The sequence below is a fragment of the Holophagales bacterium genome (genome assembly GCA_016719485.1).
GTDB lineage: Bacteria > Acidobacteriota > Thermoanaerobaculia > UBA5066 > UBA5066 > UBA5066.
The window spans coordinates 195,262-221,804 of the sequence record JADJZB010000031.1 but is presented as its reverse complement, the minus strand read 5'-3'; the positions used below and the strand labels follow the sequence as shown (position 1 = coordinate 221,804).

Below are 26,543 nucleotides of genomic sequence, written 5' to 3'. Positions count from 1 at the left end.
TGGTGGGCGATGATGATCGACATCGAAGTGCATCGGCTGCGGGAACTGCGTGCGGGCCTGCAAGACGGAGAACGACGTTCCCCTCGGGCCGGAGTACTTCAGGACCTGGGTCGAGCGTTACCACGTGCCGGAAGGCGTCTCGGAGCACCCGGACGTCGACTCGCCGAACGGCGGCTACGACGGCTTCCCGGAGCGATACCGTTCGGGCGACGGAGCCAAGAGTTTCTTCGTGCCGAAGCTGTGCAATCATTGCGCGCATTCTCCGTGCACCCAGGTCTGTCCGGTCAGGCGACCTTCGACAGCCCCGACGGCGTCGTCCTCGTCGACCAGACCTACGCTCGGCTGCCGCTACTGCGTCCAGGCTTGCCCGTATGGCTGCCGCTTCATCGACCCGCGGATGAACACGGTCGGCAAATGCACCCTCTGCTACCACCGGATCACGAAGGGGCTCACGACGGCGTGCTGCGAGACGTGCCCGACCGGCTCGCGCAGCTGGGCGACCTGCAATCCCGAAGGACCCCATCCACGAGTTCTTCGACGCACGTTCAGGTGCTCAAACCCCAGATGGCCACAGGCTCGGAAGACCTGGTACGCGGTCTCGACGGGTCGCGTGGTGAGGGAGGCGGCCGTGCACGAAAGGTCTGACGAGCCTGATGGAAGGCTTCATGTATCCCAACGAGGTCGAAGCCCAGTGGAGCGTCCTCATCGTTCTCTACCCGTACATCACCGGTCCGTTGCCGGGGCGTTCATCCTCGCGTCCCTCGAAGGGGTCTTCCGCGTCGAGGCCGTGAAACCGACCCTACCGCCTCGCGCTCTGGCGGCGCTCGCCTTCCTCATCGTCCCGCCGCTGCCTCTCCAGCTCCACCTCCACCACCCGAGCGCTCGTTCTCGATGTACCCTACGCCAATCCGTCGTCGGCGATGGCGATGTTCGGATTCGTCTACCTCGGTAAACCTGATGGCCGTCCTCGTCCTCGAGATCTGGCTCAGCCTACCGGGCCGAGATCGTCCAGACGGCGAGGGAGTCGACCGGACTGAAGAGGCTTCTCTATCGCGCGATGGCCCTCTGGAGCGACGACCTGAGCGAGGAGTCGCGCCGCCTCGACGACAGGGTCGGGTACATCCTCACGATCATCGGCATTCCGTCGGCGTTCCTCCTCCACGGCTACGTCGGGTTCATCTTCGGTTCGATCAAGGCGAACCCCTGGTGTCGACGCCCCCTCATGCGCGATCGGGTCTTCCTCTCCTCGGCGATCGTCTCGGGGATCGCGCTCGTTCTCCTGATGTACATGGCGACCTGCGCCGCGAAGCGGATCTCCATCGACATGCGCTGCGTCGACACGCTCGCCAGGTACCTCTTCTACGCCTTCATCATCGACTTCCTGCGGAGGGATCGATCCTCCACCGGATGTACGAGGCGGACGAGTCTTTCAAGAGCCTCGACTTCATGGTGAAGACCAAGCTCTTCGTCTCGCAGATCGTCCTGCAGATCGTCCTCGGAGGACTGGTCCCGATCGTTCTCCTCGCCGTGACCCAGGTCGTCAAGCTCTCGGACCAGGCACGGAAGGGGATCTACGCCCTCTCGGCGGCGCTCACGCTCGTCGGTATCCTCGCGATGCGCTGGAACGTCGTGATCGGGGGCCAGCTCTTCTCGAAGAGCTTCCTCGGCTACACGACCTACAAGATGGACTTCGCCACCGCGAGGGCTTCTCCCGGCGATCCTCCTGATGATCCTGCCGTTCGTCATCCTGGCGATCCTGGTGAAGCTCCTTCCGCCCTGGCACGACCCGGAGGCGGAATTACGGCCTGGCTGACTCCCGAAGGAAACGCGGAGGTGACGAGATGACGGACCGCGTCGACCTCCTGGAAGAGCGGGTGGCTTCTCTGGCGTCTGCTGTCGCGAGGCTCGAGGCCCGCCTCGCGCGTTTCGAAGGCCCGGTTGAAGCTGTCGGGAAGGCCGGCGCGGAGTGGGAGGAAGGGGCCGCGCCTGGAGGCAGGTCCGACGCCACTCCGGCGCCCGCCGAGGCCGTGGGCTCCCTTCCTGCGGCTCTGGCCGGCCGGGTCTTCCTCGGCATCGGCGGCGCATTCCTCTTCCGCGCGCTCACGGAGGCCGGGACCCTGCCGCACCTCGTCGGTGTTGCTCTCGGTCTGGCGTACGCGGGGGCGTGGGTCCTCGCGGCGGAATGGAGCGGAAGGTCCGGACGCCGGACGGACGCCGCCGTTCACGGGCTCCTCTCCCTCGCGGTCTCTCTCCCGCTCCTCTGGGAAACGACGGTGCGGATGCGGGCGGTGCCGCCGCTCGCGGCGGCCGGGCTCCTCGGCGCGGTCGGGGTGGCCGTGTTCGTCGTCGCGTGGCGGCACGACCTTGCGAGCGTGGCGTGGGCGGCCACCCTGGGCGCCGCCGGGACCGCCTGGGGCCTCCTCCTGGCCACGACGCGGATCGAGCTCTTCACGATCCTCCTCATCGCGTTCGGTGCCGCCACGCTCTGGGCGACGTACGGCCGCCGCTGGCACGGCCTGCGCTGGCCGGCCGCGCTCGCGGCCGACCTGGCGGTCCTGACGCTCGTCCACCTCGCAGGCCGTCCGGGCGGGCCGCCCGAGGCGTACGCCGGCCTCTCTGCCGGGGAGGCCGTGTTCGTCGCTCTCCTCCTCTTCGTCGTCTATGCCGGGAGCTTCGCGGCGAGGACCCTGGCGCGGCGACGGGACGTGAATGTCTTCGAGGTCTTCCAGACGGCAGCGGGTTCTCGCGGCCGGGTACGGAGGGGGCGGTGCGCCTCTCGAATGCGGCCGGAACGGGAGAAGGCCCCTCGGAGTGGCGGCACTCGTGCTCTCCGCTCTCGGCTACGCCGCGGCTTTCGGCTTCGTGGAGCGCGATGCGGCCGGCGGCAGGAACTTCCTCTTCTTCTCGTCGCTCGGCCTCGTCCTCGCGCTGACCGGCGGGGGGCTGCTCGCCTCCGGACCTGCTCTCGCGTTCGCATGGATCCTGTTCGGGCTCGCCGCGGGCATTCTCGGAGCGAAGTCCGGCCGGCGTTCCCTCGTCGCGCACGGTGCGCTCTACCTCGTCGCGGCGTGCTTCCCATCCGGGCTCCTCCAGGTCGCCGCATCGGCGTTCGCTCGGTCCGACGGAGCCGATCCCGCTCGGATGAGCGCCGCCGCCGCGTCGGTCGCGCTCGTCGCCGGAATCTCGTGGATCCTGACGGTACGCTGGCGGGGTTACGAGCCGGCGGGCTCGCGGTCACGTCTCGCGGCGCTGGCCCTCCTGGCAGTCGCAGCTGCCGGGGCAGGGGTCTGCGGCGGTCGAGACCCTCGTGGCGGTTCTCCCGGCCGGCTCGGCGGTCCCGGTGCGGACGGCGGTCCTGGCGGCAGCCGCCGTGGGACTGGCGGCTCTTCGCGTCCGGACGGGCGTGGAGGAGGTGGGCTGGCTGGCCTGGGGCGTCCTCGTCGGAACGGCCATCAAGCTCTTCCTGCAGGACCTTCCGCAGGGACGGCCCGCTTCGCTCTTTGCGGCGTTCGTTCTCTGCGGGCTGGCGCTCCTCGCCGTGTCGAGGCTCGGGAGGCGGGTCGTCGCCCTGAACCCCTGACCGGCTGAGAGACGGGATTGAGAGTTGAATGGGGTGGCTCTTCGCTGCCGCATTGCGGCAAAATTCGCTGTGGTCGCAGGGAGCACCTGCAACCGAACGTACAGACAGGAGGACGTTCGATGAGTCTCTGGAAACGGACTTCGGCTCTGGCCCTGACCGCGTTCGTCGCAATGAACCTCACGGGATGTGGTGGCAAGAAGGGGCGCCTGCCGGGGGAAGCGAACCGGCCCCGGCCGTGGGAGCGCCCGCAGAAGCCGCGGCCCCGCGGCGAAGAGCAGATCAGCCTCCCGAAGGGCTGGGCGATGCTGGACGCCATCTCGGCCGCTGACGTCGGCGCCATCACCGGCGAGACGATGACCTACTTCCCGGAGGCCGGGAGCAAGGCCCAGGAGGGGAGACCGTCGGCCGGCTTCACCGTGGCCGGGAAGGACTTCTCAAGATCACCTTTACGCCGTCGTCGGAGGAGGCGAGAAGGAGTTCGAGGCACGAATGGCTTCGCCGCTCCCGGCTCGGTCGTCGACGTCCCAGGATCGGCGACAGGGCCTACATGTGCGACTTCGTCACGGGGGCGACCGTCATCGTCGTCCTGAGGGGCCAGGACGTCGTTCGCGTCGACTGGCAACCGAAGACGTACGACAAGCACGACAAGGTCGAGCTCGGCAAGAAGCTCGCCGGAAAGCTCCTCGAGAACCTGTACAAGTAGAGCCGCGGCGCAGAGAAGGCGCTCCCCGAGGGTGGCATCGGGCCGTCCTCGGGGCCGGCCGTCTCGTGAGTTGGTGGAATCCGAGAAGGCCCCGGAGAAGCCGAGTCCGGACGGATCGTCGGTGCTACTCCCTCAGGCTCTCGGCGATCGCCGAGATCGCCGCCTCGGCCTCCATCGCGAAAGAGGCAGGGAAGACGAAGGAGAGAACGACCTTGTCGCCGGCCTTCTTCGTCGCAACGTAGACCTCGGCGATCGAAGGCGACGGGATCTTCTTCTCGAGCGCCCGCCCTTGGCCTTCTTCCCGAGGAGCGTCCGCTCTACGGGCTTCCCGGTGTCCGACGTCGCGAGAAAAGTCGTCGTCACGTAGTCGAGGAGCTCCGTGTCGGCCATGCCAGAGTCCTTCGGGAAAGCGACCGCGGTGAGGCTCAGCTTCTCCCCCCCGGCCTTCGCGTCGGCAGGGTGGACGACGAGAAGGGCGCCCTGGGCCGGCGTTCTCCGGGGCGGAGAAGGGACAGGGAGCGGCTTTCAGACCGTGGAGCTCGATCGCCGCGGGCGTGGCGGCGACGGTCGGCCAGGCCGCGGCGGCGAGGACGGCGAGGGTCGAGAGGAGAAGGGCACCATCCGACTCGGCATCTTCTTTCCCTCCGTCGGGTAGATCTCGGGTCGCGATGTCACTTCACCACCGTTGCGACGAACGAGCCCTTGAACGGGCCGTCCTGGCCGGTGACGTCGAAGGTCCCGCAGACGCGTGCGTCGGTCACCTCGACGAGCGTCGCCCTGCCGGACTTCAGCCCGGGCCGTAGACGACGGGCGTCCCGTCGTCCTTTCCGAAGCCGAGGTCCCCGCGGACGTTCATCGGGTCCCAGACGTTCGCGCGGACCGCGTACTCGCCCGCGACGATCGGCTTCGACGCGTTCACGAACGTGATCGCCAGGGAGACCTGCCCCTTCCCCTTCACGGGGGACGTGTCGAGGCGCGCGGCCGCCGCCTTCGCGTCGAACTCGGCGTTCGTGACGAAGACAGTGAGGCCGAAGGCGCTCTTCGTCGCCTTCGCCTTCGTCAGGGCCTTCAGCTCGAAGGGGGCCACGGGCTTGTAGGCCGTGTTCCTCGACAGCTTCTCGACGGTGGTCGCCTTCGGGCAGTCCGCGGCGGACCCCGGGAGGGGGGCGAGCGCGAGACCGAGGACGAGGGGGACAAACGCCTTCTTCATGTCTACTTCTCCTCCCGGCACTCGAGCGCGTCGCGCTCGAGGAGGCCGGCCGTGGTCTCTTCTTCCCGACGTACCGCACGAGGGAGCCATCCCGGCGTCCCTTCGTTCACGAGGCCGACGGCCTCTACGACGTTCCCCTTCACGACGTACCCCTTCCGCTGCTCGGGCGAAGGTGCCGCGGTGAGGAAGTGCGCCTTCGGGGCGACGACCGTGCAATTGAACGCGGGCTTCCATCCGTCCTTCGTGAATGTCACCGGGCCAGTTGGCGCCGCAGAATGAGGCGATCCGTTCGTCGTCTGCATGGTCACCTTTCCGCCCTTCGTCGTGAAGGTGACAGTTCCCTGTTCATCTGCGTGCTCCCACGTCCCGTCGCCGGCGAATCCCGCGACGCCGATCCCGTCGCAGATGTGGGCGGTCGCGCCGAAGACGCCGGAGTAGGAGAAGGTGAGCGTGTCGCCGGCCCGCATCAAGGCGAGCGGGCCGTGCTGGCCGTACCAGACGCCGGTCGGGTCGAAGCCGCGGCCGTCCGGCGTCTGGGCTCCTGCAGAGCTGCAGGCGAGCAGGGCGAGGAGGAGCAGGGCCCACGGGGGCTTCATCGATGCCTCCTTCTGTCTGGCCTCACCAGAGCAGGAAGTCGTAGGTCTCGCCGGCGTTGAGGTGGTAGGTCCCTTCGATTCGCCAACTGCCATCTGCATCGCTCGCCTTCGCGTACTCCCTCTCCGTTCGCCCGGGATAAGTGAGCTCGTAGAGGAGATGGAGCTCGCGAGTCTTCGAAAAGAGGTTGCGGGTGAGGGTCGGCGCGAAGGAGCCGGCAGCCGCCGAGCGCGCCCACCTCCGCCGCTTCTCGTGCGCCGCTGCGAACTTCTCACGCGGCACCTCGTCCCGGTAGCTCGCGGAAAGGCATTTCTCCCACGCCTCCGCGTAGAGGCCCTCGCCGACGAGGCGGCAGTAGTCGGTCATCACGCCCCGGTCGATCTCGGTGGCGACCTCCCAATCCTTCCCCTGGCCCCGGATCGCCGCCCAGACGACGACGCCGATCACGGCAGCGATTGCGAGACCGACGAGGGGCCCGCCGGCGGAGTCGTCTTCCACGTTCCCTCCTTCCCGGCCGGGGCACAATTGCCGACGCCGCCCCGCGAGACCGTGTCACCGCGCCCCGCTCCGCACGGCCGGATCCGCATCGAACAGGATACCTCCCGACGTCGGGGATTGGCGAACTCGGGAATCGGGACGGGCCGGGTCCCGATCGCCCCACCGGGACGGCGTGCGGTGTAACGTAGCAAGAGCGTCGCCCCCAGGCCAAGGAGGTCCGCCTTGAGGAGAGCGATCCCCGCCGCCCTGCTCGTCCCGTTGCTCCTCCCGCGCGCCGAGGCGGCGGGAGGGCGGAGATGAACCCGGCCGCGGCCGGGGAGGCCCGAAGGGAGGGCGCCGCATCGCCGGCGGGGCGCAACCCGGTGCGTACCGTCGCCACCGTGATTGCGATCGTGGGCGCGCTCACGGGGCCGGTCTCCTTCCTCTCCTTCCCCGGCTTCGGCGCCTGGAAGGGCGAGGACCTGCAGGGCGCCTGGGTCCTCCTGCTCGCATCTCTCTTCATGGCGAGCCCGTTCGCGCCGTTCCTCTCGCGGCCCGCCTCTCGAAGACGAAGGCCGGCGCGGCCGTCGTCGCCGCCCTCGCCCTCGTGGCCGTCCTCTTCGGGGCGCTCATCGACGTCGACGCGGCGCTCCGGAAGGACTTCGTCCTCCTCGTCGTGTCGGTCGGGGTCCCCGGGGTCCAGTGGCTCATGGCGCTGCCGGCCGTCGTCGCGGCGCTCGTCCTGCGGCCGAAGAAGACCTCCGCGCCTCGCTGAGGGCCCGCCCGCCCGCTCGAGCCGTTACCATGGGTCGGTCGGGCCCGGGCAGGCAGGATAGGGCTGCTGGAACGCCATGCTCCGGCCCGGCTTCCGCCGGCTCTCGGACTGCATCCCGAACGACTTCGAGCCCCAGAACCGGTCGCACGGGCCGCCGAGGAAGACGGTGACCGTGCTCCCCTTCCGGTCGACCATCCCCGCGTGCTGGGCCGCGTCGCAGACGCTCGAGCCGATGTAGTAGACGCGCGTACCCCAGAGCGACCCCTCCCGGTACCGGGTGTACTCACAGGTGCAGTCGAATGTGGACCCCTCGGGCATCGCCTCGAGCTCCTTGCTGAAGAGCGTCGGGCAGGGCTTGAGGTCCGCGGTCGCGCTCGGTGGCGGCGGGCACGGGGGCGGCTCGGCCGTGAAAGAGAAGGTCGCCGTCGGCGAGGCCCCGTTCTTCGAGACGACGTCGTTCGCCGCGGAGCCCCAGAGGCGTGGGCAGTCGGGCTGACGCCAGAAGGTCACGACGTCGCCCGGGCGGCTGAGGACGCCGGCGTGTCGGGCCGCCACGCAGAGGTCCGACGACGGCGAGTAGCGCCCCGACCCGAAGATGTTGAGGCCGGTCATGTCGGTGCAGACGCAGGACCGCGACTCTCCGACCGCCATCTCGCCGGCCTTCTCGAAAGAGGAAGGGCACACCGGGAGCATCCCGGAGGAGGTCGGCGCCGACGGCGCAACCGGCCCGTCGCGGTACGCTGCGATCCGGCTGATCGGTCCGCCGGCCTTTCCCTCGAACTGGACCCGAACCCGGACCGGCCACCGCGCCCCGTCGGCCTTCCTCGGCGTCGCGAGCCCGAGGACGGCCTTCGGCTCGCCGGAGGCCGGGGAGAGCTCGAGCTTCCCGAGCTGCTGCTCGACCACGGACGTCTTCGCGGAGAGCGGCGGGTCGAAGAGCCACTCGACCTCGCGCGCCGCCCCCGTGCCCGGGCTCTTGGCGACGACGATCCGCGCCCCCTTCGGGACCTTCGCGACGGCGCGAAGGCTCGTGTCGTCCTCGGACTCGACCGAGCCGAGGTACCCCGTGAAGCCAAACAGGTCGAGTGTGCTCGCGGCCGGCAGCTCGGCGACCTGGAGGTTCTGCGCGGTGACGTCGACGTGGTGGAGCACCTCGCGCACCTCGGCGACGCTCCCGGGACCCCGGCTCGGCCGGCACGACTTCTGCGCGACGACGATGACCCCCGCGATCGCGGCAATCACGAGGGACGTGACGAGCATCGTGCCGAGGGCGAGGGCGCCGGGATTGACGGCGAAGCCCATGCGCCGCACCGAGTCGACCTGCTGCTCGAGGCGGGTCGGGGCAACGGGCTTCTCCGGCGGAGGCACGCGCTCGGCGACCTCGGCAATCGCGACGAGCGCGTCGGCCCAGTCCTTCACCTGCGCCTGCGAGGGGATCCAGTTCATGAAGGCCGTCGAGAGGTGGAACGTGACGTTGAGCGCCCCGGGTCGCAGGACGAGCTGCCTGCGGGCGAACGGCCCCTTGAACCTCAGGAGCCTTCCGAGGAGCGCCGGGACGCCGGGTTCGGCAAGGACGCGGCGCACCCACGCCTCCTCCTCGCCAAAGACGTCGAGCCCGTCGAAAGCGGCGACGGCGAACCGGATCGGCTTCTCGCCCGCCAGCGCCGCGAGGAGCTTCGTGTCGCCCGAGCCCGCCGTTATGCCGAACCTCGTCCAGACGGCCAGGTCGGCCTCGAGGGCGAGGCGCGGGCCGCGCGAGAAGAAGCCCTGGAGGCGGCGTCCTCCGTACGCCCCTTCGTACCGGCGGTACTGGACCGCGTACGGGAAGGCGGCAAGGCCGAGGGAGCCGAACAACCTGTCGAACGTCGCGTTGCGCGAGCGCGTGGCGAAGTACGCGAGGATCGCCGGCAGGACCATCAGGAAGAAGGCCCCGATCCCGATCGGCAGAAAGATCTCCTTCGGATCGGAGCCCGGCGTGCGATGCATCCTCCCGAGCGGGAGCAGGAAGGACCCGATGAAGATCGCGAAGACGTAGATCGCGGCGAGGCCGCTGACGAGGCAGCCGCGGACGTACGACATCGCGACGGACTGGACGATTCGACCCATCACGGCCTCCACGGGACGGCGACGTGCAAAAGGGGCGGACGTTCCGCCAAAGAGCAATTTTACGCCGCGCTTCGCGGCTTCTTTCCGTTCGGATCGCGCTACGATGCCCGGCCGTGACCGACTTCACATTCCTCTGCAACGAATGCGGCACCCGGTACCCCGAGGATCGCGCCCTCTACGTCTGTACCTCCTGCGCCCGTCTCCAGGCGCCGGGAGGGTTCACTCGGGGCGTCCTCAGGGTCGAGCTGGCGGAGAGGGAGCTCCCGCGCCGCTGGCCGGACGCCCCGCTCGCTTCGCCGGTTGGCCTCTCGCCCTTTCTCCCGGTACGGGGGCCCTCCTCGTTCTTCTCCTTCGCCGCCGGAGGAACGCCGCTCCTTCCGGTGCCGCGCCTGCGAGAGGCGCTCGGCATGCCGCGCCTTTGGCTGAAGGACGACACCCGGAACCCCTCGGGCTCCACGAAAGACCGTGCCTCGCACCTGGTCGTCGCCAAGGCGATCGAGTACGGGTACGAGACGGTCGCCGCGGCCTCGACCGGAAACGCCGCGACGGCGCTCTCGGCAGCTGGCGCGGCCGCGGGGATCAAGACGGTCGTCTTCGTCCCGGCCTCGGCTCCTCCGGCCAAGCTGGTCCAGATGGCGAGCTACGGGGCGACGCTCGTCCCGGTCGCTGGGACGTACGACCAGGCTTTCGAGCTTTCGCTCGCGGCCTGTGCGCGCTTCGGCTGGTACAACCGGAATACCGCTCTCAACCCCTTCACGGTCGAGGGGAAGAAGACGGCCGCGCTCGAGATCGCGCGGGACCTCGCGCCCGAGGCGCCGGACGCCGTCGTCGTCCCGACGGGGGACGGCGTGATCATCGCGGGGATCGCGAAGGGTTTCGCCGATCTCGTCCGCTGCGGTCTCCTGCCGCGCGTGCCCCGCCTCGTCGCCGTCCAGCCGGAGCGGTCGGGAGCCATCGCGCGTGCCCTCCGCTCGGGCGCGGCGGAGATCACGCCCGAGCCGGACGCGGGGAGCGTCGCCGACAGCCTCACGGTGTCGGCCCCCCGCAACGCGGTGATGGCGCTGAAGGACATCCGCGCCTCGGGCGGCAGCGGCATCCTCGTCTCCGAGGAGGCCATCCTCGACGCGATCCCGCGCCTCGCGATCGCGACGGCTGTCTTCGCCGAGCCCGCGGCGGCGATCGCACTCGCCGGGCTCGAGATCGCGGTCGCCGAGGGCTCGTTTCCCGGTCGAGCGCGTCGTCCTCCTCGTCACGGGGACGGGACTGAGGACGTTCCCTCGGCGGCGCGCCGAGTGACCGTGCCGGTGCCGGTGGCCCCGACGCTCGAGGCGGTGGAGGCTCTCCTCGCCGGGTGACGAGGCCGGTCAGGGCCTCGTACCTCGTCTCGAGCGCGAGACGAGGTGGCCGGTCAGGTCCGTGAGGGTGTGGAAGGGGTTGGGGATGCGTTCGCGCGTGCGGCGCCGACCGTGACATCGAGGCTCACGGGCGGGTGCGCGGACTCCGGGCTCGCCGACGTGGGCGTCAACGTGACTCGAGCCGTTCCGGGCTTCGACGCTTCGAGCTCGTAGTGATGGGTCGTCACCCCGCCGTCGACATCGGGGGGCGGCTTCTCGATCTGCAGCCGGAGAAAACGAACGGCGTCGCCGTGGATCGCCGGAGAGGCAGGCCACTCGAACTGGTGCTCGCGCGGAACCGCGACCGGTCGCGTGACGACGAGGTCGATCACCGTCCCGGGAGCGACTTCAACGGCTTTCTGATTTCGTACGACGAGCATGGCTGGTCGGCCTTTCCTTTCCGCTCGGGCGCCACTCTCCGCAGGGTTCGTAGGAGGGCCCGCGGCGCCGCCCGCGCGGGCGCAGCCGGCGGCCGTCAGCAGGAAAAGGGACGGCGAAAGGGCCTCGAAGAACCTTCCGGGTCTTCTCACGCCGGGGAAAGCTATCACCGCGTGTGCCGCATTGCCGCCGGCAGTGACGTGCCCCCGGGCGCACAGTACGGGATCAGGGGTCCCACCCTGCCTGCCGCGATATCCTCTCGCCGCCCGTCCTCGCGGCGCGGCGGGAGGTTCTCGATGCCCGAAGTCGACGTCAAGCAGAAGGTCCTCGCGGCCAACCAGGCGGCTGCGGCGGCGCTCCGCGAGTCGTTCCGCGACCAGCGGACGCTCGTCGTGAACCTCATCTCCTCGCCCGGATCCGGGAAGACGACTCTCCTCGAGGCGACGGTGGCGCGGCTCTCCGGGAAGCTGAAGATGGGCGGCCTCGACGGCGACATCGCGACCGAGCGGGACGCCGACCGACTGCGGAAGGCCGGAATCCCGGCGCGGCAGATCCTGACAGGTGGCGCCTGCCATCTCGACGCACGGCAGGTCGACGCGGCGCTCGGGGAGGAAGGGGAGAAGCTCCGCGGTCTCGACATTCTGTTCATCGAGAACGTCGGGAACCTCATCTGTCCGACCTCCTACGACCTCGGGGAGGACTTCAAGATCGTCCTCCTCTCGACGGCGGAGGGGGACGACAAGCCGTTCAAGTACCCGGCAATCTTCTCGAGAGCGAAGGTGACGGTCCTGACGAAGGTCGATCTCCTTCCGTACGTCGATTTCGACGTCGCGGCCGTGAAGCGGCAGGTCGCGACACTGAACCCCGGCGCGCGGCTGCTCGAGGTCTCGGCGCGCAAGGGAGACGGCATGGACGACTGGTGCGCCCTGCTCGAGGGCGCGCTGGCGAGCAAGAGGGCGTCGTGAACCGCAACCAGATCCTCTGGCTCATCGCGATCGCGGGCGTGGCCATCTGGCTCTGGAAGAGCGGGAAGATCTCGAAGGACCCTGGCTCGTCGACGGCGCCGGCCGCGCCGGTCGCGTCCAGCGGCACCGCCCCGGGCTTTGCCGGCGAAGCGTGCCTGACGGCCGTGGAACAGGCGAGCCGGCGCGTGCAGGAGGCGGCGACGGTCTTTGCGCGAGCCCCGATCGATCCGGCCGCGTTCTCTTCGGAGGCGGAGGGCGCCTCGTCCGCGATCTCCGCGGCCGATGGGAAGTGCGGCGGGGGGGGCTCGACGGCCGAGCAGAGGGCGATGGAGGAGGCAAGGGGAGCGCTCTCCGAGATGCGTGCGCTCCTGTCGGACTTCTCGGGCGCCTTGTCTGGTAACGGAAGCGCCTCGGACGCCCCGCGGAGGCAGGAGTCGATCGAGAGGCACCTGGGCGCCGCGCGACTGGCGCTCCGGGGCTGAGGCCGGGTCCTCAGTCCGGCGCGTCGCCGAGCAGTCTCGACTGGTAGCGGCGGCTGACGCGCACCTGGATGCCGTTGCGCAGGACGGCGACGTAGTCGCCGTGCGACCAGGGAGGAGCTCGCGGACCGCCTCGATGGCGAGGATCTCGGACCGGTGGACCCGTGCGAAACGCCGGGGATCCAGGCGCTCCTCGAGGCGGGCGAGGGTCTCGCGCACGAGGTGACTCCCCTCGCCCGTGTGAACGCGGACGTAGTTCCCCTCCGCCTCGAGGCGAAGGACGGAACGCGCCGGCACGAGGAGGACCTTCTCGCCGTCGCGGACGACGAAGCGGTCGAGGTGGCGGGGGCGGAGCGCAGCGACGAGCCGCTCGAGCGACGCCGCCGGGCCTGGTCCGGCGAGGCGCCGGCGGGCGCGTTCCATCGCCGTCCGGAATCTCTCGGCGTCGTAGGGCTTCAGGAGGTAGTCGACGGCCTCGAGGTCGAACGCGCGGACGGCGTACTCGTCGTACGCGGTGACGAAGACGACTGGCGGCATCGCGGCGGGGCCGACCGTCTCGACAACGTCGATTCCGGTGAGGCCGGGCATCTGAATGTCGAGGAAGACCAGGTCGGGAGAGAGGCTCCCGATCTTCTCGACCGCTTCGAGGCCGTTCGCCGCCTCGCCCGCGATCTCGACTCCGGGCTCCTCGCCCAGGTGGGCCGCGAGCTTGCGCCGCGCGGGGGGCTCGTCGTCGGCCAGGAGGACGCGGATCGTCACGCCGCCTCCCTCCACGGCACCTCGACCGTGACGACAAGGCCGCCGTCGGGGCCGGCCGAGAGGTCGAGCCGCTGGTCGTCGGCGTGAAGGGCGCGCAGGCGCTGCACGGTGTTCGAGAGGCCGGTCCCGCGCGCCAGGGCGTCGGCGGGCGAGCCGTCGAGGCCCGGCCCCGAGTCGGAGACGACGAGCCGGAGGCGCTCGCCGCACCTCTCGGCCCTCACGCGGACGCGCATCGGCCCGAGGCCCGCGCCGTGCCGTACGGCATTCTCGACGAGCGGCTGGAGGACGAGGTGCGGGACGAGGACGCCGAGCGCCTCGGGCGGGACGTCGACCGCCACGTCGAGGCGGTCCTCGAAGCGGGCCTTCATGATCGCGAGCCACGACGAGAGGAACTCCAGCTCCCTGCCGAGGGGGACCTCGACGGCGTCGGCGTGGCGGAGGGTCTCTCGGAGGAAGGCGCTCAGGTGGCCGATCATCGCTTCCGCCCGCGCGGGGTCCTCGCGGACGAACGCCGAAACGGTGTTGAGCGCGTTGAAGAGGAAGTGGGGCGCGAGCTGCCGCTTCAATGCGGCAAGCCGAGCCTCGGTCAGCTGGCGCGAGAGCTCCGAGGCGCGCAGCTCCGACTCGCGGCTCCGCCTGAGCCAGGCGACGAAGCGGACGAGCCCGTAGACGAGGACGTAGACGGCGGCCTGCTTCAGGTACTCCATGGGGAAGCGGAAGCGCATGTCCCCGTAGTCGTACGGGCCCCAGCCGAGAAGGGGGAAGACCGCGCTCCGGACCCCCCACATAAGGAGCGTATGCGCGGCCCCGACGGCGAGGGAGAGCCCCGCGTGCAGGAGGAGCCGCGCCGGCCACCGGGCGCCCTCGACGGGCCGGCGCCTCATGAAGGGGATCGCCGGGAGGAGGGCGAGGAGGATCGTCCAGGCGCCCGTCAGCTCGGTCACCACCGCCTTCGCGACGTCGGCGCGGTGGCCCTCGGCGAGATCCGCCGTGACGACGATTCCCGCGCTCAGGAGCCCGGCGACGGTCACGGCGAGGAAGAGGAGACCGGTCCTGGCGGGGAAGGCCTCTGTGGGGTTAGGCGCGGAAGGCTTCTCGGCCATGACCCGGCAATGATGGGGCCGAAGGGGCCTCGAGACGAGGCTGGCGGGACGGGCGGGCCGCCGGCGGGATGGGCGGGGCGTGGCATCGGCGGCGGCCTCGCGCTCGTCGCAGTCGTGAAGCTCCTCGCGCACCTCCTGACGACCGGCGCTTTCGGCTACGGCTTCTTCGTCGACGAGCTCTACTACCTCGCCCTGTCGAAGCACCTTGCCTTCGGTTTCGTCGACATGCCGCCCCTCTTCCCGGCCCTCACGGCGGGCGTCCGGGCCCTCCTCGGCGAGTCGCTCCTCGCCGTCCGGCTGGTGCCGGCGCTCGCCGGTGCGGCGCTCGTGGTGATGACCGGCCTTTTCGCCAGGGAGCTCGGTGGGGGGCGGCTGGCGTCCTTTCTCGCCGGGCTCGCCGTCCTCGTGGCGCCGATCTACCTGCTGATGAGCAGCCTCCACACGATGAACGCGCTCGACCCGCTCTTCTGGACGGGCGCGGCGTGGCTTCTCCTGAGGCTCGTGAAAGGAGGCGGGCCGCGCGCCGCCCTGGCGCTCGGCCTCGTCGCGGGGCTGGCGCTCCTGAACAAGCACGCCTTCGCCTTCCAGGGACTCGCGCTCCTCGCGGGCCTCATCGCGACGACCGAGCGGCGGCTCCTGGGGCGCCGCGAGGCCTGGATCGCGGCGGGGACGGCCTTCCTCGTCTTCCTTCCCAACCTCGCCTGGAACGTCGCTCACGGCTTCCCTCACCTCGCGCACCTGGCAGCAGGTCCGGGCCGACGGGCGCGACGTGGCGCTCTCTCCCATCTCGTTCCTCGGCCAGCAGGTCCAGATGCTCCATCCGCTCGCCGTCCTCCTCTGGGGGGGCGGGCTCATCTTCCTCCTCCTCCACCCGTCCGTCCGGAGGGCGCGCTTCCTCGGCGTGGCTTTCCTCGTCCTGATCGGCCTGATGCTCCTCCTGAACGGCCGGGCCTATTACCCGGCTCCGGCGTACCCGGTCCTCCTCGCCGCGGGCGGCGTGGCGGCGGAGCGATTCGCTTCGACGGTCTGGCGGCTCAGGACCGTCGCGGCGTACACCGCGCTCCTCCTCGTGACCGGGATGGTGCTCGCACCGCTGTTTCTGCCCTGCCTGCCGCCCGAGGTCTTCATGCGCTACGCCGCAGTGACGGGCCTGGAGCAGCCGCGCATCGAGACCCATCGGCTCGGTCCGCTTCCTCAGCTCCATGCGGACCGCTTCGGCTGGGAGGAGATGGCGCGCGAGGTGGCGCGCGTCTACGACGCGCTCCCGCCCGTGGACCGGGCTCGCGCGGGCGTCTTCGGCCAGAACTACGGCCAGGCAGGAGCGATCGACCTCTACGGCCCGGCGCTGGGCCTTCCGCCGGCTCTGAGCGGCCACCTCGCGTACCACGACTGGGGGCCCCGCGGCTTCACCGGCGAGGTCCTCATCGTTCTCGACGACGACAAGGCCACTCTCGAGAGCCACTTCGAGAGCGTCGAGTGGGCGGGACACGTCGAGCACCGCTGGTCGATGCCGCACCAGCACTTCGACGTCTGGGTCTGCCGCGGCATGAAGCGGCCGCTCGCGAAGGTCTGGCCGGGGTTGAGGAAGCTCGGGTGAGGCGGAGCCCGGTTCGGGCGTCGCGGCGGGGGGCGGCAGGTTGCCGCCGTGCCGGGTTGTTCCTATCCTCGGCCGGGAGCGGCCGCTTCCGAGGAGCTGAAAGTTGAGCGAAGAGAAGAAGCCCGGCGAAGGTCTGAAGGTCGTCATCCGTCTGCGCATGTCGAGCCACGACGCGCACTACGGCGGGAATCTCGTCGACGGGGCGCGGATGCTCGGCCTCTTCGGCGACGTGGCGACCGAGCTGCTGATCCGCCTCGACGGCGACGAGGGGCTCTTCCGCGCCTACGACTCGGTCGACTTCCTCGCGCCCGTCTACGCCGGCGACTACATCGAGGCCGAGGGCGTGATCACGGCCGTCGGAAACACGAGCCGGAAGATGGCGTTCGAGGCGCGCAAGGTCGTCCGCTCGGCGCCGGAGATCAACGACTCCGCCGCCGAGGTTCTCGACCCGCCGGTCGTGGTCTGCCGCGCGACGGGGACCTGCGTGACGCCGAAGGACAGGCAGCGGAAGAGCTGAACACCGGGAGGACCGGCCGCCGCATCGGGAATGCGAGGACCGGTCGCGGCGATCAGTGGCAGTTCCGGCAGAGCTGACCCTTCTCGTTCCGCATTGCGAGGTAGTAGGTCCGATGCTCCGAGGGCCTGCGCGCGATGCGCTCGAACAGGCTCGTCGAGGCCCACGGCGCACGGTCTGCGCGCGGCCGCGTGGTGTCGTGGCACGTGACGCAGGTGTTCGTCCCGGCCTTCGTCAGGAGGAGGGGTTCCGGCACCGCGCGCGGGATCGACACGCCGACCGGGTGGTGCCCGTCGCGGAACTCGTGGCAGGAGGCGCAGAGCGTCCGGCAGGGCCGGCGGACGCGCAGGAGATCGCGGACGCCTCCTCCGCGCGGTGGCAAGAGAGGCAGCTCTCGGCGGTCCAGGAGGGGTGACCGCCGGCGGCGCGGTTCCCCTCGGATGCGAGGGCGGCGCCAGGAGCGGCGCGTACGCAGAGGGAGAGAAGCAGCGCAGCGGTTCTTACCTTCGGCATGGAGGTTCTCCTGGGCTTTCCGGGGCCCCGCGGCCCCGACCCATAGGCTGGTCTTGCGCATCGGCCCCTAGAAAGAGACGACGACCTGGGCGAGGAACGAGTCCCGGTGGAACTCCTCCTCCGCCTCGACGGCGGGCGGCGCGGAGAGGGTCCGCTGGTATTCGAGCTTCAGGGACACGATGTCGAAGAAGAGGCCGTTCAGGCCTGCCGAAAGACGCTCCGTGCGGCCCCACGCCTCCTCGCCCAGGGAGTTCCTGCGCCCCGAGGGTTCCTCCTGGCCGTGTCGTAGCGCGCGTACGGCGTCAGCGGGACGCCAGCCGGCGCGCCGGCGTCGAACGTCGCCGTCACGTGGAAGCCCGAGCGGACCAGGCGCTCCTCACGTCCCTCGACGGGGCGCAGGTCCCGCCGCAGGTATTCCGCTCGGAGCCGGCCGCGCGGGCCGCGGAGCTCGGAGTCGACGGCGAAGGAGGTCGATTCGGTCCCGCCGCCGCCGTCGAAGTCGTGGAGTGCGGAGACGCCGAGCTCGACCGCCCGCACCCGCCCGCGGAGCCGGTAGGGGTTGTCGAACGGCATGAGGCCGAGACGTCCGCCAACGAGCGTGCCTTTTCCTCCGCCGCGCAGCCAGTACGCCGACCAGGAGAGGCTCCCGGTCCCACCGAGGAGGCGGAGGCCGACGTCGTTGTAGCCGCCGTCCATCACGATCTCGGTCGTGAGCGGGGCGGAGAGCTCGGGCCGGTCTTTCGCGGCGAAGTACTGCCAGTCGCCCCCGAACGGGACGTCGAACCGGCCGATCTGGAAACGGAAGCCCTTCTCGACGGGGAGGCGGCCGCGCGGCGCGACCGGAGCCCCGAGTACGTGGACGTCGACGAAGCCGACCGCGAGCTCGGCCCCCTCGTCGTTCACGACGAGGGCCGCGGCGATCTGGACTTTCCTGCCGATCTCGCGGGCGAGGTCGAGCTCGAAGTCACCCATCGAGAAGACGTTCGGGTCGGTCCGCGTGTCGGCGGCGCGGACGTCGAAGAAGCCGGAAAGGCCGAGCCCCTCGCGGATCTCCTCGAGTGTGGCCTTGAGGCTTTCGAGCTCGGACGGGTGAGCGGCCACAGGGTCGGGCGTCTCCTCCGCGACGGACGGGCGGGACGGGAACGCGACGGCAGTGGCCGCCATGGCGATGCGGAGAACGAGGCTCCCGAGTCGCGCAGGGATGCCAAGAGAGAGCGGCATCGCTTCAGCCTCTCCTCTCGGAGCGGGAAGGGAGAGGGATCCCGGTGGCGGCTCCGGCCCGCGGGATGGCCGCGTCCGAGCCCTCCGGACAGGAAGAGGCCGCCGGACGAAGGTCGCGGCTCCCGGCGCAGCCGGCACAGCTTCCCGCGCAGGAGGCCGCCTTCGCGGTTGCGCGGCGCCAGGCCCGCAGGCCCGCCCAGGCGGCGGCGGCGGCAACGATGGCGATCGTGATGAGCGTGTCCAAGGGGCGGTTCTCCTTCAGGCGACGAGCCGGCCGCCCTGGTAGACGAGGAACGAGACGAGCCAGGCGATGGCCGTCAGGCCGAAGAGCTGCAGGAGCGCCCAGCGCCAGCGGCCCGACTCGCGCTTCGTCACGGCGATCGTCGCCATGCAGGGGGCGGAGATGAGGAGGAAGAGAATCAGGCTGACGCCGACGAGAGGTGAGTAGTCGCGGGCGAGGCGGGCGCGGAGCCCTTCCGCGCCCTCCTCCGGGTCGGCGATGGAGTAGACGATCCCCATCTGCGCGACGAAGACCTCCTTCGCCGCGAAGGCGCCGATCATGGCCGTCACCATCTTCCAGTCGAAGCCGAGAGGAGCGAACGCCGGCTCCAGGAACCGTCCGGCCCGGCCCGCGACGGAGAACTCGAGCTCTTCGGCAGCGCGCGCGGCGGCGACGTCGGTCGCTGCGACGGCCTCGCCGGCGGCGACGCGCCCGTCGATGAGGTACGACGACGGTTTCGGGAACGACGTCGCGGCCCAGAGGAGGATCGAGATCCCGAGGATCACCGTTCCCGCCTTGCTCAGGTAGAGGCGGGCGCGGTCGAGCATCTTGAGGACGACGCTCCGGAACGTGGGCATGCGATACGGGGGCAGCTCCATGACGAACGGCGCGTCCTCGCCCTTCAGGAGCGTCCGGCGGAGGAGGAGCGCGAGGCCGAGCGCGAGGGCGACGCCCGCCGCGTAGATGAGCCAGAGCGCGGGCGCCCGCCAGGCGGGCGGGAAGAACGCGGGGACGAGGAGCATCCAGATCGGCAGGCGCGCCCCGCACGACATGAGCGGCAGGACGAGCATCGTCGTCAGCCGGTCGCGCTCGTTCTCGAGGGTCCGTGTCGCGAGGATCCCGGGGACCGAGCAGCCGAAGCCGGTCATCATCGGGAGGAAGCTCTTGCCGTGAAGGCCGAAGCGGTGCATCGCCCGGTCGGTCAGGAAGGCGGCGCGGGCCATGTACCCGGAGTCCTCGAGGAGGGCGAGGCCGAGGAAGAGAAGGAGGATGTTCGGGAGGAAGACGAGGACGCCTCCGACCCCGGCGATGATTCCGTCGACGAGGAGCGACCTCAGAAGCGACTCCGAGCCCGCTGGCCAGAAGCCCGTCACGAGCTCCCCGAGCGACCCGACGCCCGCCTCGATCCATCCCATCGGAGCCTCGCCGACGGTGAAGGTGAGCCAGAAGATCCCGTAGAGGACGGCGCCGAAGATCGGCAGGCCGAGGTACCGGTGGGCGATCACGTCGTCGAGCCGGTCGGAGAGGACGCGAGTGTCGATCCGCGGCGGCGGCGTCCGGGTTTCCCGCAGCAGGCCGTCGACGAAGCCGAACGTCCTCTCCGCCACGAAGACCGAGATCGCCCTGCCGGTCTCGGATTCGAGGCGAGTCCGCTGGCGGCGGGCCTCGGCGACGGCGGTCTCGCCCGTAGGAACTGCCGCGAGCCGGCTGGCGACGGCGTCGTCGTCGAGGAGGAGTCGCAGGGCTGTCCACTCGCGGCTGAGCCCGGAACGCGGTCCCAGCGGAAGCCGGGCCGCGATGGCACCGAGCGCGCCGTCCAGCTGTTCGCCGAGTACGACGCGGTGCCCGGTGAGAGGGGCCTCGGCCGCGCGGCGGAGGGCGTCGAGGAGCTCCGGGAGACCCTGGCCGCGGCTCGCCACCGTCTCGACGACTGGGATCCCGAGGAGCTTCTCCATCATCGGGACGTCGAGCTTCTGGCCCGCCGCGCGCGCTTCGTCGGCCATGTTCAGGCAGAGGACCGGGTTCGCTCCGGCGAGGAGGACCTGCGCGAGGAGGACGAGGTTCCTCTGGAGCTGCATCGAGTCGGCGACGACGACGACGACGTCGGGGCCGCTCGCGAGCTCGTCCTCGGCGACGCGCTCCTCGGGAGAAAAGGCGCTCAGGCTGTACGTCCCGGGGAGGTCGACGACGTCTGCCATCTCTCCGTCGATCTCGAACGCCCCGGTCCGCTTCTCGACGGTCACGCCGGGGTAGTTCGCGACGTGCTGCCGGGCGCCGGTGAGGGCGTTGAAGAGGGAGGTCTTCCCGCAGTTGGGGTTCCCCGCGAGGGCGACTCGGAGGCGCCGGGGTTTCGCCGCGGAGTCGGTTGTCGTTGCGGGCGCTATCGACGTTAGAGTCATCTAATACTCCGGCGAAAAAAGGGGACGCGATCAGGCGGGCCGACGGACGAGGATGCTCGACGCCTCGGCGCGCCGGAGGGCGAGCCGTGCGCCCTGGCAGCGGATCCAGAGCGGGTGGCCGCCGGGGCCAGAACGCTCGACGTCGATCGGAGTCTCGGGGAGGATCCCCATGTCGAGGAGCCGCTGGCGCAGGGCGCCCGTCGCCGTGATCTGGGTGACGATCGCGCTCTGCCCGGGCTTCATGCTGGCGATGCTCATGGAGCTCTCCTGGAGGTTGAGGCTGCAACGGGCGCAGTCGGGGGAGGAGGTGCCGCAGGGGTGCTCGTCGCCGGGACGGGCCCCTGCCGGGCACTGCCCGAAGGCCTTCACGACCGAAGGGCAGGTCCCGAGGAACTCGAAGAAGCGGACCATCCGGTCCATCGCCTCGTCGGTGAGGACGTGCTCCATGGCGCACGCCTGCTCGCTCGCGGCGTGTGCCGACATGCCGAGGACCTCCTCGAAGAAACGCGTCAGGAGGCGGTGCCGGGTCAGTACGCGGCGCGCGGCCTCCTCGCCCTTCTCCGTCAGGCCGATGTACTCGCGTCGGACGTAGTTCACGAGCTCGGCCTCGGCGAGCTTTCGCAGCGCGATCGAGACGGTCGCGGCCTTGACGTCGCGGGCTTTCGCGATGTCCTTCACCCGGGCGAAGCCGTGCTCCTGGACGAGGAGGTAGATGGTCTCGAGGTAGTCCTCGAGGGGCTCGCTCATGGGGACCGGAGGAGCGTTTGGAACGAGCATCATCGTTAGAGCAGTCTAACAAACGGCGGGGCGGCGTCAACGCCGGTTCTTCTCGCGCCGTTCACCTCTCGGGAGCGGCGTCGCACCGGGAGCCAGCCGGTCGCGGAGGCGGGCCGGGGCGTAGTAAGATTTCTGCGGACGTAATAACGGAGGCGGCATGGAGCTCGAACGGATCAGCCTCGCGATCGAACCGGACCTCCTCCGGAAGTTCGACCGGATTCTCGCCGAGAGCGGCGTCGCGAACCGCTCGGAGGCGGTGCGGGACCTCATCCGCAAGCGGCTCGTCGAAGAGGAGGAGGACCCGAAGGCCGAGTCGGCGGCGACCCTCACCCTCGTCTACGACCACGACACGCGGGAGCTGGCGGACAGGCTCGTCGAGATCGGGCACGAGCACCACGCGAGCATTCTCTCGACGCTTCACGTTCACCTCGACCACGACCTCTGCCTCGAGGTGATGGCGCTGCGGGGGAGACGCCGCGACCTGCGGCGGCTCGCCGGACAGGTCCTCGGCCTGAAGGGCGTCCTCCACGGGGGCCTCGTTCTCAGCTCGCTCGACGTGCTGACCGAGGTGACACGGTGATCCGGAGGGCGGCTCTTCTCGGTGCGTTTCTTCTGACTCTCCCTGCTGCCGCCGTCCGGGCCGCGGAGACCGTCCCACCCGACGTTCCGGCCTCCACGGCGGCCGGAGAGGCGGCGGAGTCGCCGGCGCCCCCCGTCGCCGCGAAGGTGACGGTCACGGCGCATCCCGTCCTCGAGGAGATCCGTTACGACCCGATCGCGGGCGCGGTGACGACGATGGGCGCGCAGCAGATCGAGGACCTCAACGCCGGCGACCCGGCGGCGGCGCTCCGGCGCGTGCCGGGGCTCGTCGTCTCGCGTTACAACATCGTCGGGAGCTACGGGGGAGGAGACGGGGGGGCGGTCTTCGCCCGCGGCCAGGGACCGGGCGGCCCGGCTCCGAGATCGCGTTCTCGGTCGACGGCATCCCGAAGTTCAACGGGGTCTTCTCGCACCCGCTCCTCGACAACGTCTCGGTCGACCTTGCCGAGGAGATCGACGTCTACAAGGGGTCTCAGCCCGTTCTCTTCGGAAACATGGCCTTCGCCTCGATCGACGTCATCAGCCGCAGGAGGGCCGATGAGGGGTTCGGCGGGCGAGCGAGCGCCGCGTACGGGAGCTTCTCGAACTCCGCCCTGACGGCGGAAGCGAGCGGGCGGACAGGGGCGTTCGACGTCCTCGTCTCCGCGAGCCAGAGGCAGAGCGACGGGCACCGCGAGGGCTCGGACGGGCGAACGCGGGCCTTCTTCGCCCGCGCCGGGTACGACCTCGGCGGCGGCTGGGCGCTCGGTCTCACGGGAGACTTCACGTCCGGCCGGGCGAGCGATCCGGGAATCGCCGGAGCGCCGCGACCGCCCGTGACGCCGCAGTTCGAGACGGACGACGCGATGGGAGTGCTGACCCTCTCTCGGGCGCACGGCGGGAAGACGGGCTTCGTGAAGCTCTACGTCGACGACGGCGCCATCGACTGGCTCCAGTGGGACGGCGCGAGAAGAGTCGTTCAGGACTCTCACCGACTGGACGAACTGGGGACTGAAGGCCCGCGACTCCTTCGCGGTCCTGGGCCGCGGCGAGCTGACGGTCGGACTCGACGTCGACAGCTACGGCGGGACGTCGCGGGAGGAGCGGCCGGCGGGCGAGGTGCCGCTCGGCGACTTCCAGTTCGGCAACGTCGCTCCCTACGCGGCCGTCTCTTACACCTTCGGCGACGCGGTGAAGGTGACCCCGTCCGCCGGGGTCCGCTACAACGACTCGAAGGACTTCGGAGGAGTCTGGGGCGCGCAGGCCGGCGTCATCGTGTCGACACCGCTCGGCGAAGCGCACGCGCGCTACGCGCGGGCCTTCAACCTTCCCGGCGTCTGGGCGGCCGTCTTCTACCAGGGCTACGGCCGGGGCGACCAGTGGAAGAGCCTCGAGCCCGAGCTGATGGACCACTACGAAGTGGGCTTCGCGCCGAGGCTCGGCTCGAAGGTCAGGCTCGACGTGACGTTCTTCTACGACGACGTGAAGGACGCCCTTCGCTTCGTTCCGCCGCCGCCGCCTCCGCCGAGCTGGCGCAACACCGGCGCCTACGAGGCGCGCGGTGCCGAGGTCTCGGTCTCGGTCGCGCCGATCCCGGCCCTCGGCCTCTACGCGGGGGCGGCGTACACCGAGACGACGCCCGACGCGATTCCCTTCACGCCGAAGTGGACCTTCTCGGGTGGCGCCGTGGCGACCGTCTCGCTCTTCCGGATCTCCCTCGACGCGCAGTGGGTGGACGACCGGGTCGCCGGCAACCTCCGCTTTCCGGGGGCCCTTACGACCGTGGACGCCTACTTCCTCCTGAACGGAAAGGTCTCGGCGAGGCTCGAGCGTCTCGTCCCGGGTCTCGAAGTCTTCGTCGCGGGAGAGAACCTGACGGATTCCGACTACGCCTACCGGCCCGGGTACCCGATGCCGGGAGCCTCCGCGAGCTTCGGCGCGAGCGTGAGGTTCTGAGGGTGGGGGACGAGGCCGCGACCGCCCCGGCCCTCGACCTGAAGGCGATCAGCCGCGCAGCGCTCGTCACGGCGCTCGCGATTGCGCTTCCGCCCGTGTTCCACGCGGTGAAGCTCGGTTCGGTCTTCCTCCCGATGTACCTGCCGATCCTGGCGGGGGCGTTCTTCCTCCCGCCGCGCTGGGCGGCGATCGCCGGTGCGGCGGCACCCCTGATCTCGGCAGCCCTCACCGGGATGCCCCCGTTCTACCCGCCCGTGGCTCTCTGGATGACGGGAGAGCTGGCGGCTGCCGGAGCGGTCGTCGCGCTCGTCGCCGGGTCCCGCCGCCGGCACCCGATCGTCGCCGTCGCCGCGGGCCTCGTCGCCGCGCGCCTCGTCCAGGCGGTCCTCGTCTTCGGAAGCGCCACGATCATGGAGCTGCCGCCGCGCGTCCTCACGATCGCGACGTTCGTCTCCTCGTGGCCCGGAATGATCCTCGCCCTCGTCGCCGTTCCGGCGGCGGTCACACTCCTGCGAAGGGAACGCTGCCTGATGCCGGATCTCGCGCCATCGACCTGCCCGAAACGCCGGGCCTTCGACGCCCTCGCTCCCCGGTGGGACTCGCTCAAGCCGGACGAGGCGGTCGCCGCCGGGGCCCGGAGAGGTCTCGCTCCTCGGCGAGCTTTCCGGCCGCGACGTCGTCGACCTCGGCTGTGGGACGGGACGTCTCGAGGAGGTCCTCCTCCCGCAGCTGGGCGAAGGATCGGTCGTCGCCGTCGACTTCTCGCCAGGGATGATCGAGCAGGCCTCCCGGCGCTGCGGCGACCCGCGCGTCACGTGGCTCTGCCGCGACGTGCTGGAGACGGGCCTCGCGTCCGGGTCGGCCGATATCGTCCTCTGCTTCGACGCGTTCCCCCACTTTCCCGACGGCGCCGCCGTCCTTCGCGAGGCCGCCCGCTGGCTTCGCCCGGGGGGCACGTTCCTCCTCTGGCACGACGTCGGCCGCGAGCAGCTCGCCCGGGTCCACCGCCGGGCCGGGCCCGCCGTCGAGAACGACCTCCTGCCCCCGGTGGCCGACCTCGTCGCGCTGGCCGCCGCGGCCGGGCTCGAGGTCGAGATCGCTGAAGAAGACGAGATCTCGTACACCCTCCTCGCGCGGCGCGTGGGCTGAGGGGGGCGTGACACGACCCGACGCCCGGACCGCGCTGCTCTTCGGTGTCACCGCCGCGGCGTCCGCCCTCACGGGGCCGGTTCCGGCGGCAGGCGTCATCCTTCTCAGCGGGGGCCTCGCTGCGTTGACGGGCCTCTCCTGGAAGCGTCTCCTCCCCCTCGCTGGTTCCTTCGCGTTCTTCCTCGTCCTCGTTCCCTTCGCTCCGGGGCCGGTCGCGAGGGCCGTCCTCCAGGGGCTCGGGGTCTCCCTGGCTGTCGTCGTCTCGGTCTCCGCAGCAAGATGGGACCGTCTCGTCGCAGCCCTCCAGGCGCTGGGGGCGGGGCGCGTCGCGGTGGCCTTCGTCGCGATCACCCTTTCGCACCTCGAAGCCGCGGGCCGTGATGCGCGCGTGGCCTTCGACGCGCTCCTCCTTCGCGGCGGATTTCGCGGGGCGCGCGGGCTCGGCCGTTCGACGTCCCTTCACCTGGCGCGGACGCTGCGGCGCGCGTTCGAGAGGGCCGACCGGACGGCCGAGGCTCTCGAGCTGCGCGGCTTCGCGGGCCGGGTCCCTCCGCCTCCGGCGTTTCGCGGGGGTCTCGTGGACCTCGCCACGGGAGCGGCGTCGCTTCTGGCCGTCGCCCTCGCCGTCGGGAGCCGCCTGTCGTGGATCCGGTGAAGCTCGTCCTCGAGGGCGTGAGCCATCGCTACCCGGGTGCACGGGCGGATTCGCCCGCGCCCGTCTCCGCCGTCCTTCACGCCGGGGAGAAGGCGCTCCTCGAAGGGCCCGTCGGCACAGGCAAGACGACTCTCCTCCTCAGGATCGCCGGCCTGAGGAAGGGGCCGGGGCGCGTACTCGCGGGCGAGCAGGAGGTCACCCGCCGCTCCGCCGCGGCGATCCGTCGCGCCGTCGGGTTCCTCTGGCAGAACCCGGACGACGGGCTCTTCCTCCCTGGAGTCCTCGACGACGTCGCGCTCGGTCCTCTGAACGACGGCCTTTCCCCGGACGAAGCGCTGGGGCGCGCACGCCTCCACCTCGAGGAGGTCGGAGTCGCGCACCTCACGGACCGGGAGATCGCGACGCTCTCGCGTGGGGAGCGCCAGCTCGTTGCGCTCGCCGGGCTCCTCGCCCGGGAGCCCGGGCTCCTCCTCCTCGACGAGCCGCTCTCGGCCCTCGACGCGCCGTCCCGCGAACGGGTCCTCGCACTCCTCGCGTCGTCCCGGGCGACGGTGCTCCTCGCGACTCACGAGGGTTCGGAGGCGGCGCGCCACGCCGGGTTCCGGCGCGCGATACGACTCCTGGCCGGTGAACTCGCGCCCGTGTCCGAAGGCGGTTGA

General features: G+C 70.7%; 26 protein-coding genes and 4 pseudogenes. 15 read left to right on the top strand and 15 right to left on the bottom strand.

What is annotated here, in order from left to right; translation table 11 throughout:
* Positions 1–19: 19 nt before the first annotated feature.
* Positions 20–645: pseudogene (locus IPN03_23985) on the top strand (4Fe-4S dicluster domain-containing protein).
* A gap of 8 nt (positions 646–653) precedes the next feature.
* Positions 654–1,813 (top strand): annotated as a pseudogene (gene nrfD / locus IPN03_23980) (polysulfide reductase NrfD).
* 408 nt (positions 1,814–2,221) lie between these two features.
* Here the strand turns inward: nrfD and IPN03_23975 are convergent.
* A complete protein-coding gene (locus IPN03_23975; protein ID MBK9376690.1) occupies positions 2,222–2,452 on the bottom strand; it encodes a hypothetical protein in 231 nt (76 codons plus the stop codon).
* A gap of 855 nt (positions 2,453–3,307) precedes the next feature.
* On the opposite strand from IPN03_23975, the gene IPN03_23970 reads away from it, so the two are divergent.
* Positions 3,308–3,580 (top strand): hypothetical protein, encoded by a 273-nt coding sequence (locus IPN03_23970; protein MBK9376689.1) that lies wholly within the window; start codon positions 3,308–3,310, stop codon positions 3,578–3,580.
* A 547-nt stretch (positions 3,581–4,127) separates the two neighbouring features.
* Positions 4,128–4,283 carry a hypothetical protein gene (locus IPN03_23965; protein MBK9376688.1) on the top strand — a complete coding sequence of 52 codons (156 nt, stop codon included), beginning with the start codon at positions 4,128–4,130 and terminating at the stop codon, positions 4,281–4,283.
* Positions 4,284–5,070: 787 nt separating this feature from the next.
* Here the strand turns inward: IPN03_23965 and IPN03_23960 are convergent.
* From IPN03_23960 to IPN03_23950, 3 genes are read right to left on the bottom strand one after another with little or no spacing between them, the layout of a single operon-like run.
* Entirely contained in the window at positions 5,071–5,493 is a 423-nt protein-coding gene (locus IPN03_23960; protein ID MBK9376687.1) for a hypothetical protein, read from the bottom strand.
* Positions 5,494–5,495: 2 nt separating this feature from the next.
* Entirely contained in the window at positions 5,496–6,089 is a 594-nt protein-coding gene (locus IPN03_23955) for a hypothetical protein (protein MBK9376686.1), read from the bottom strand.
* A 22-nt stretch (positions 6,090–6,111) separates the two neighbouring features.
* Positions 6,112–6,585 (bottom strand): hypothetical protein, encoded by a 474-nt coding sequence (locus IPN03_23950; GenBank protein ID MBK9376685.1) that lies wholly within the window; start codon positions 6,583–6,585, stop codon positions 6,112–6,114.
* 586 nt (positions 6,586–7,171) lie between these two features.
* On the opposite strand from IPN03_23950, the gene IPN03_23945 reads away from it, so the two are divergent.
* On the top strand, positions 7,172–7,339 hold the full coding sequence (locus IPN03_23945) for a hypothetical protein (protein MBK9376684.1): 168 nt from the start codon (positions 7,172–7,174) through the stop codon (positions 7,337–7,339).
* 24 nt (positions 7,340–7,363) lie between these two features.
* Here IPN03_23945 and IPN03_23940 read toward each other — a convergent pair whose 3' ends face one another.
* A complete protein-coding gene (locus IPN03_23940; GenBank protein ID MBK9376683.1) occupies positions 7,364–9,445 on the bottom strand; it encodes a hypothetical protein in 2,082 nt (693 codons plus the stop codon).
* Positions 9,446–9,558: 113 nt separating this feature from the next.
* Between IPN03_23940 and IPN03_23935 the strand changes: the two genes are divergently transcribed.
* Positions 9,559–10,800 (top strand): pyridoxal-phosphate dependent enzyme, encoded by a 1,242-nt coding sequence (locus IPN03_23935; GenBank protein MBK9376682.1) that lies wholly within the window; start codon positions 9,559–9,561, stop codon positions 10,798–10,800.
* 53 nt (positions 10,801–10,853) lie between these two features.
* On the opposite strand, the gene IPN03_23930 is transcribed toward IPN03_23935, so the two are convergent.
* Positions 10,854–11,171: a hypothetical protein gene (locus tag IPN03_23930; protein ID MBK9376681.1), complete on the bottom strand. Its 318-nt coding sequence runs from the start codon at positions 11,169–11,171 to the stop codon at positions 10,854–10,856.
* A 342-nt stretch (positions 11,172–11,513) separates the two neighbouring features.
* Between IPN03_23930 and hypB the strand changes: the two genes are divergently transcribed.
* On the top strand, positions 11,514–12,182 hold the full coding sequence (hypB, locus tag IPN03_23925) for a hydrogenase nickel incorporation protein HypB (protein MBK9376680.1): 669 nt from the start codon (positions 11,514–11,516) through the stop codon (positions 12,180–12,182).
* Positions 12,179–12,664 carry a hypothetical protein gene (locus tag IPN03_23920; GenBank protein MBK9376679.1) on the top strand — a complete coding sequence of 162 codons (486 nt, stop codon included), beginning with the start codon at positions 12,179–12,181 and terminating at the stop codon, positions 12,662–12,664. The genes hypB and IPN03_23920 overlap by 4 nt, the downstream gene beginning before the upstream one ends.
* Positions 12,665–12,674: 10 nt before the next feature.
* On the opposite strand, the pseudogene IPN03_23915 reads toward IPN03_23920, so the two are convergent.
* Both IPN03_23915 and IPN03_23910 read right to left on the bottom strand, forming a co-directional pair.
* A pseudogene (locus tag IPN03_23915) lies at positions 12,675–13,420 on the bottom strand (response regulator transcription factor).
* Positions 13,417–14,523, bottom strand: a complete 1,107-nt coding sequence (locus IPN03_23910) for a histidine kinase (protein ID MBK9376678.1) — start codon at positions 14,521–14,523, stop codon at positions 13,417–13,419. The pseudogene IPN03_23915 and the gene IPN03_23910 overlap by 4 nt, the downstream one beginning before the upstream one ends.
* Positions 14,524–15,292: 769 nt before the next feature.
* Between IPN03_23910 and IPN03_23905 the strand changes: the two genes are divergently transcribed.
* Together IPN03_23905 and IPN03_23900 are read left to right on the top strand one after the other, a co-directional pair.
* On the top strand, positions 15,293–16,120 hold the full coding sequence (locus IPN03_23905) for a hypothetical protein (GenBank protein MBK9376677.1): 828 nt from the start codon (positions 15,293–15,295) through the stop codon (positions 16,118–16,120).
* Between the two features lie 133 nt (positions 16,121–16,253).
* The gene (locus tag IPN03_23900) at positions 16,254–16,637 is read left to right on the top strand and encodes a 3-aminobutyryl-CoA ammonia lyase (protein MBK9376676.1); all 384 of its coding nucleotides are present in this window, start codon (positions 16,254–16,256) and stop codon (positions 16,635–16,637) included.
* Positions 16,638–16,689: 52 nt separating this feature from the next.
* On the opposite strand, the gene IPN03_23895 is transcribed toward IPN03_23900, so the two are convergent.
* The 5 genes from IPN03_23895 to IPN03_23875 form a co-directional block, all read right to left on the bottom strand.
* Positions 16,690–17,016 carry a hypothetical protein gene (locus IPN03_23895; GenBank protein ID MBK9376675.1) on the bottom strand — a complete coding sequence of 109 codons (327 nt, stop codon included), beginning with the start codon at positions 17,014–17,016 and terminating at the stop codon, positions 16,690–16,692.
* 329 nt (positions 17,017–17,345) lie between these two features.
* Positions 17,346–18,368: a hypothetical protein gene (locus IPN03_23890; GenBank protein ID MBK9376674.1), complete on the bottom strand. Its 1,023-nt coding sequence runs from the start codon at positions 18,366–18,368 to the stop codon at positions 17,346–17,348.
* A gap of 4 nt (positions 18,369–18,372) precedes the next feature.
* On the bottom strand, positions 18,373–18,612 hold the full coding sequence (locus IPN03_23885; protein MBK9376673.1) for a FeoB-associated Cys-rich membrane protein: 240 nt from the start codon (positions 18,610–18,612) through the stop codon (positions 18,373–18,375).
* Between the two features lie 14 nt (positions 18,613–18,626).
* Positions 18,627–20,768, bottom strand: coding sequence for a ferrous iron transport protein B (gene feoB / locus IPN03_23880; protein ID MBK9376672.1), 2,142 nt, complete (start codon positions 20,766–20,768; stop codon positions 18,627–18,629).
* Between the two features lie 30 nt (positions 20,769–20,798).
* Complete coding sequence (locus IPN03_23875; GenBank protein ID MBK9376671.1) at positions 20,799–21,515, bottom strand: metal-dependent transcriptional regulator; 717 nt, start codon at positions 21,513–21,515, stop codon at positions 20,799–20,801.
* A 187-nt stretch (positions 21,516–21,702) separates the two neighbouring features.
* On the opposite strand from IPN03_23875, the gene nikR reads away from it, so the two are divergent.
* Positions 21,703–22,125 carry a nickel-responsive transcriptional regulator NikR gene (gene nikR, locus IPN03_23870; GenBank protein ID MBK9376670.1) on the top strand — a complete coding sequence of 141 codons (423 nt, stop codon included), beginning with the start codon at positions 21,703–21,705 and terminating at the stop codon, positions 22,123–22,125.
* Positions 22,126–22,617: 492 nt separating this feature from the next.
* On the opposite strand, the gene IPN03_23865 is transcribed toward nikR, so the two are convergent.
* Positions 22,618–22,899: a hypothetical protein gene (locus tag IPN03_23865; protein ID MBK9376669.1), complete on the bottom strand. Its 282-nt coding sequence runs from the start codon at positions 22,897–22,899 to the stop codon at positions 22,618–22,620.
* A gap of 173 nt (positions 22,900–23,072) precedes the next feature.
* Between IPN03_23865 and IPN03_23860 the strand changes: the two are divergent.
* Positions 23,073–24,080: pseudogene (locus tag IPN03_23860) on the top strand (TonB-dependent receptor).
* A 244-nt stretch (positions 24,081–24,324) separates the two neighbouring features.
* On the opposite strand, the gene IPN03_23855 reads toward IPN03_23860, so the two are convergent.
* Positions 24,325–24,585 carry a hypothetical protein gene (locus tag IPN03_23855; GenBank protein MBK9376668.1) on the bottom strand — a complete coding sequence of 87 codons (261 nt, stop codon included), beginning with the start codon at positions 24,583–24,585 and terminating at the stop codon, positions 24,325–24,327.
* A gap of 32 nt (positions 24,586–24,617) precedes the next feature.
* On the opposite strand from IPN03_23855, the gene IPN03_23850 reads away from it, so the two are divergent.
* Genes IPN03_23850 through IPN03_23840 form a run of 3 tightly spaced genes read left to right on the top strand, consistent with a single transcriptional unit; the run spans position 24,618 to position 26,543 of the window.
* Positions 24,618–25,229: a class I SAM-dependent methyltransferase gene (locus tag IPN03_23850; GenBank protein ID MBK9376667.1), complete on the top strand. Its 612-nt coding sequence runs from the start codon at positions 24,618–24,620 to the stop codon at positions 25,227–25,229.
* A gap of 7 nt (positions 25,230–25,236) precedes the next feature.
* Complete coding sequence (locus tag IPN03_23845; GenBank protein ID MBK9376666.1) at positions 25,237–25,884, top strand: hypothetical protein; 648 nt, start codon at positions 25,237–25,239, stop codon at positions 25,882–25,884.
* Positions 25,881–26,543, top strand: coding sequence for an ABC transporter ATP-binding protein (locus IPN03_23840; GenBank protein MBK9376665.1), 663 nt, complete (start codon positions 25,881–25,883; stop codon positions 26,541–26,543). The genes IPN03_23845 and IPN03_23840 overlap by 4 nt, the downstream gene beginning before the upstream one ends.

Bases quoted from the DNA above. Each gene is read 5' to 3' on its own strand.
- IPN03_23910 (MBK9376678.1), bottom strand. From the start codon at position 14,523: ATGGCCGAGAAGCCTTCCGCGCCTAACCCCACAGAGGCCTTCCCCGCC.
- nikR (MBK9376670.1), top strand. From the start codon at position 21,703: ATGGAGCTCGAACGGATCAGCCTCGCGATCGAACCGGACCTCCTCCGG.
- IPN03_23955 (MBK9376686.1), bottom strand. From the start codon at position 6,089: ATGAAGCCCCCGTGGGCCCTGCTCCTCCTCGCCCTGCTCGCCTGCAGC.
- IPN03_23890 (MBK9376674.1), bottom strand. From the start codon at position 18,368: ATGCCGCTCTCTCTTGGCATCCCTGCGCGACTCGGGAGCCTCGTTCTC.
- IPN03_23940 (MBK9376683.1), bottom strand. From the start codon at position 9,445: ATGGGTCGAATCGTCCAGTCCGTCGCGATGTCGTACGTCCGCGGCTGC.
- hypB (MBK9376680.1), top strand. From the start codon at position 11,514: ATGCCCGAAGTCGACGTCAAGCAGAAGGTCCTCGCGGCCAACCAGGCG.
- feoB (MBK9376672.1), bottom strand. From the start codon at position 20,768: ATGACTCTAACGTCGATAGCGCCCGCAACGACAACCGACTCCGCGGCG.
- IPN03_23965 (MBK9376688.1), top strand. From the start codon at position 4,128: ATGTGCGACTTCGTCACGGGGGCGACCGTCATCGTCGTCCTGAGGGGC.
- IPN03_23960 (MBK9376687.1), bottom strand. From the start codon at position 5,493: ATGAAGAAGGCGTTTGTCCCCCTCGTCCTCGGTCTCGCGCTCGCCCCC.
- IPN03_23875 (MBK9376671.1), bottom strand. From the start codon at position 21,515: ATGAGCGAGCCCCTCGAGGACTACCTCGAGACCATCTACCTCCTCGTC.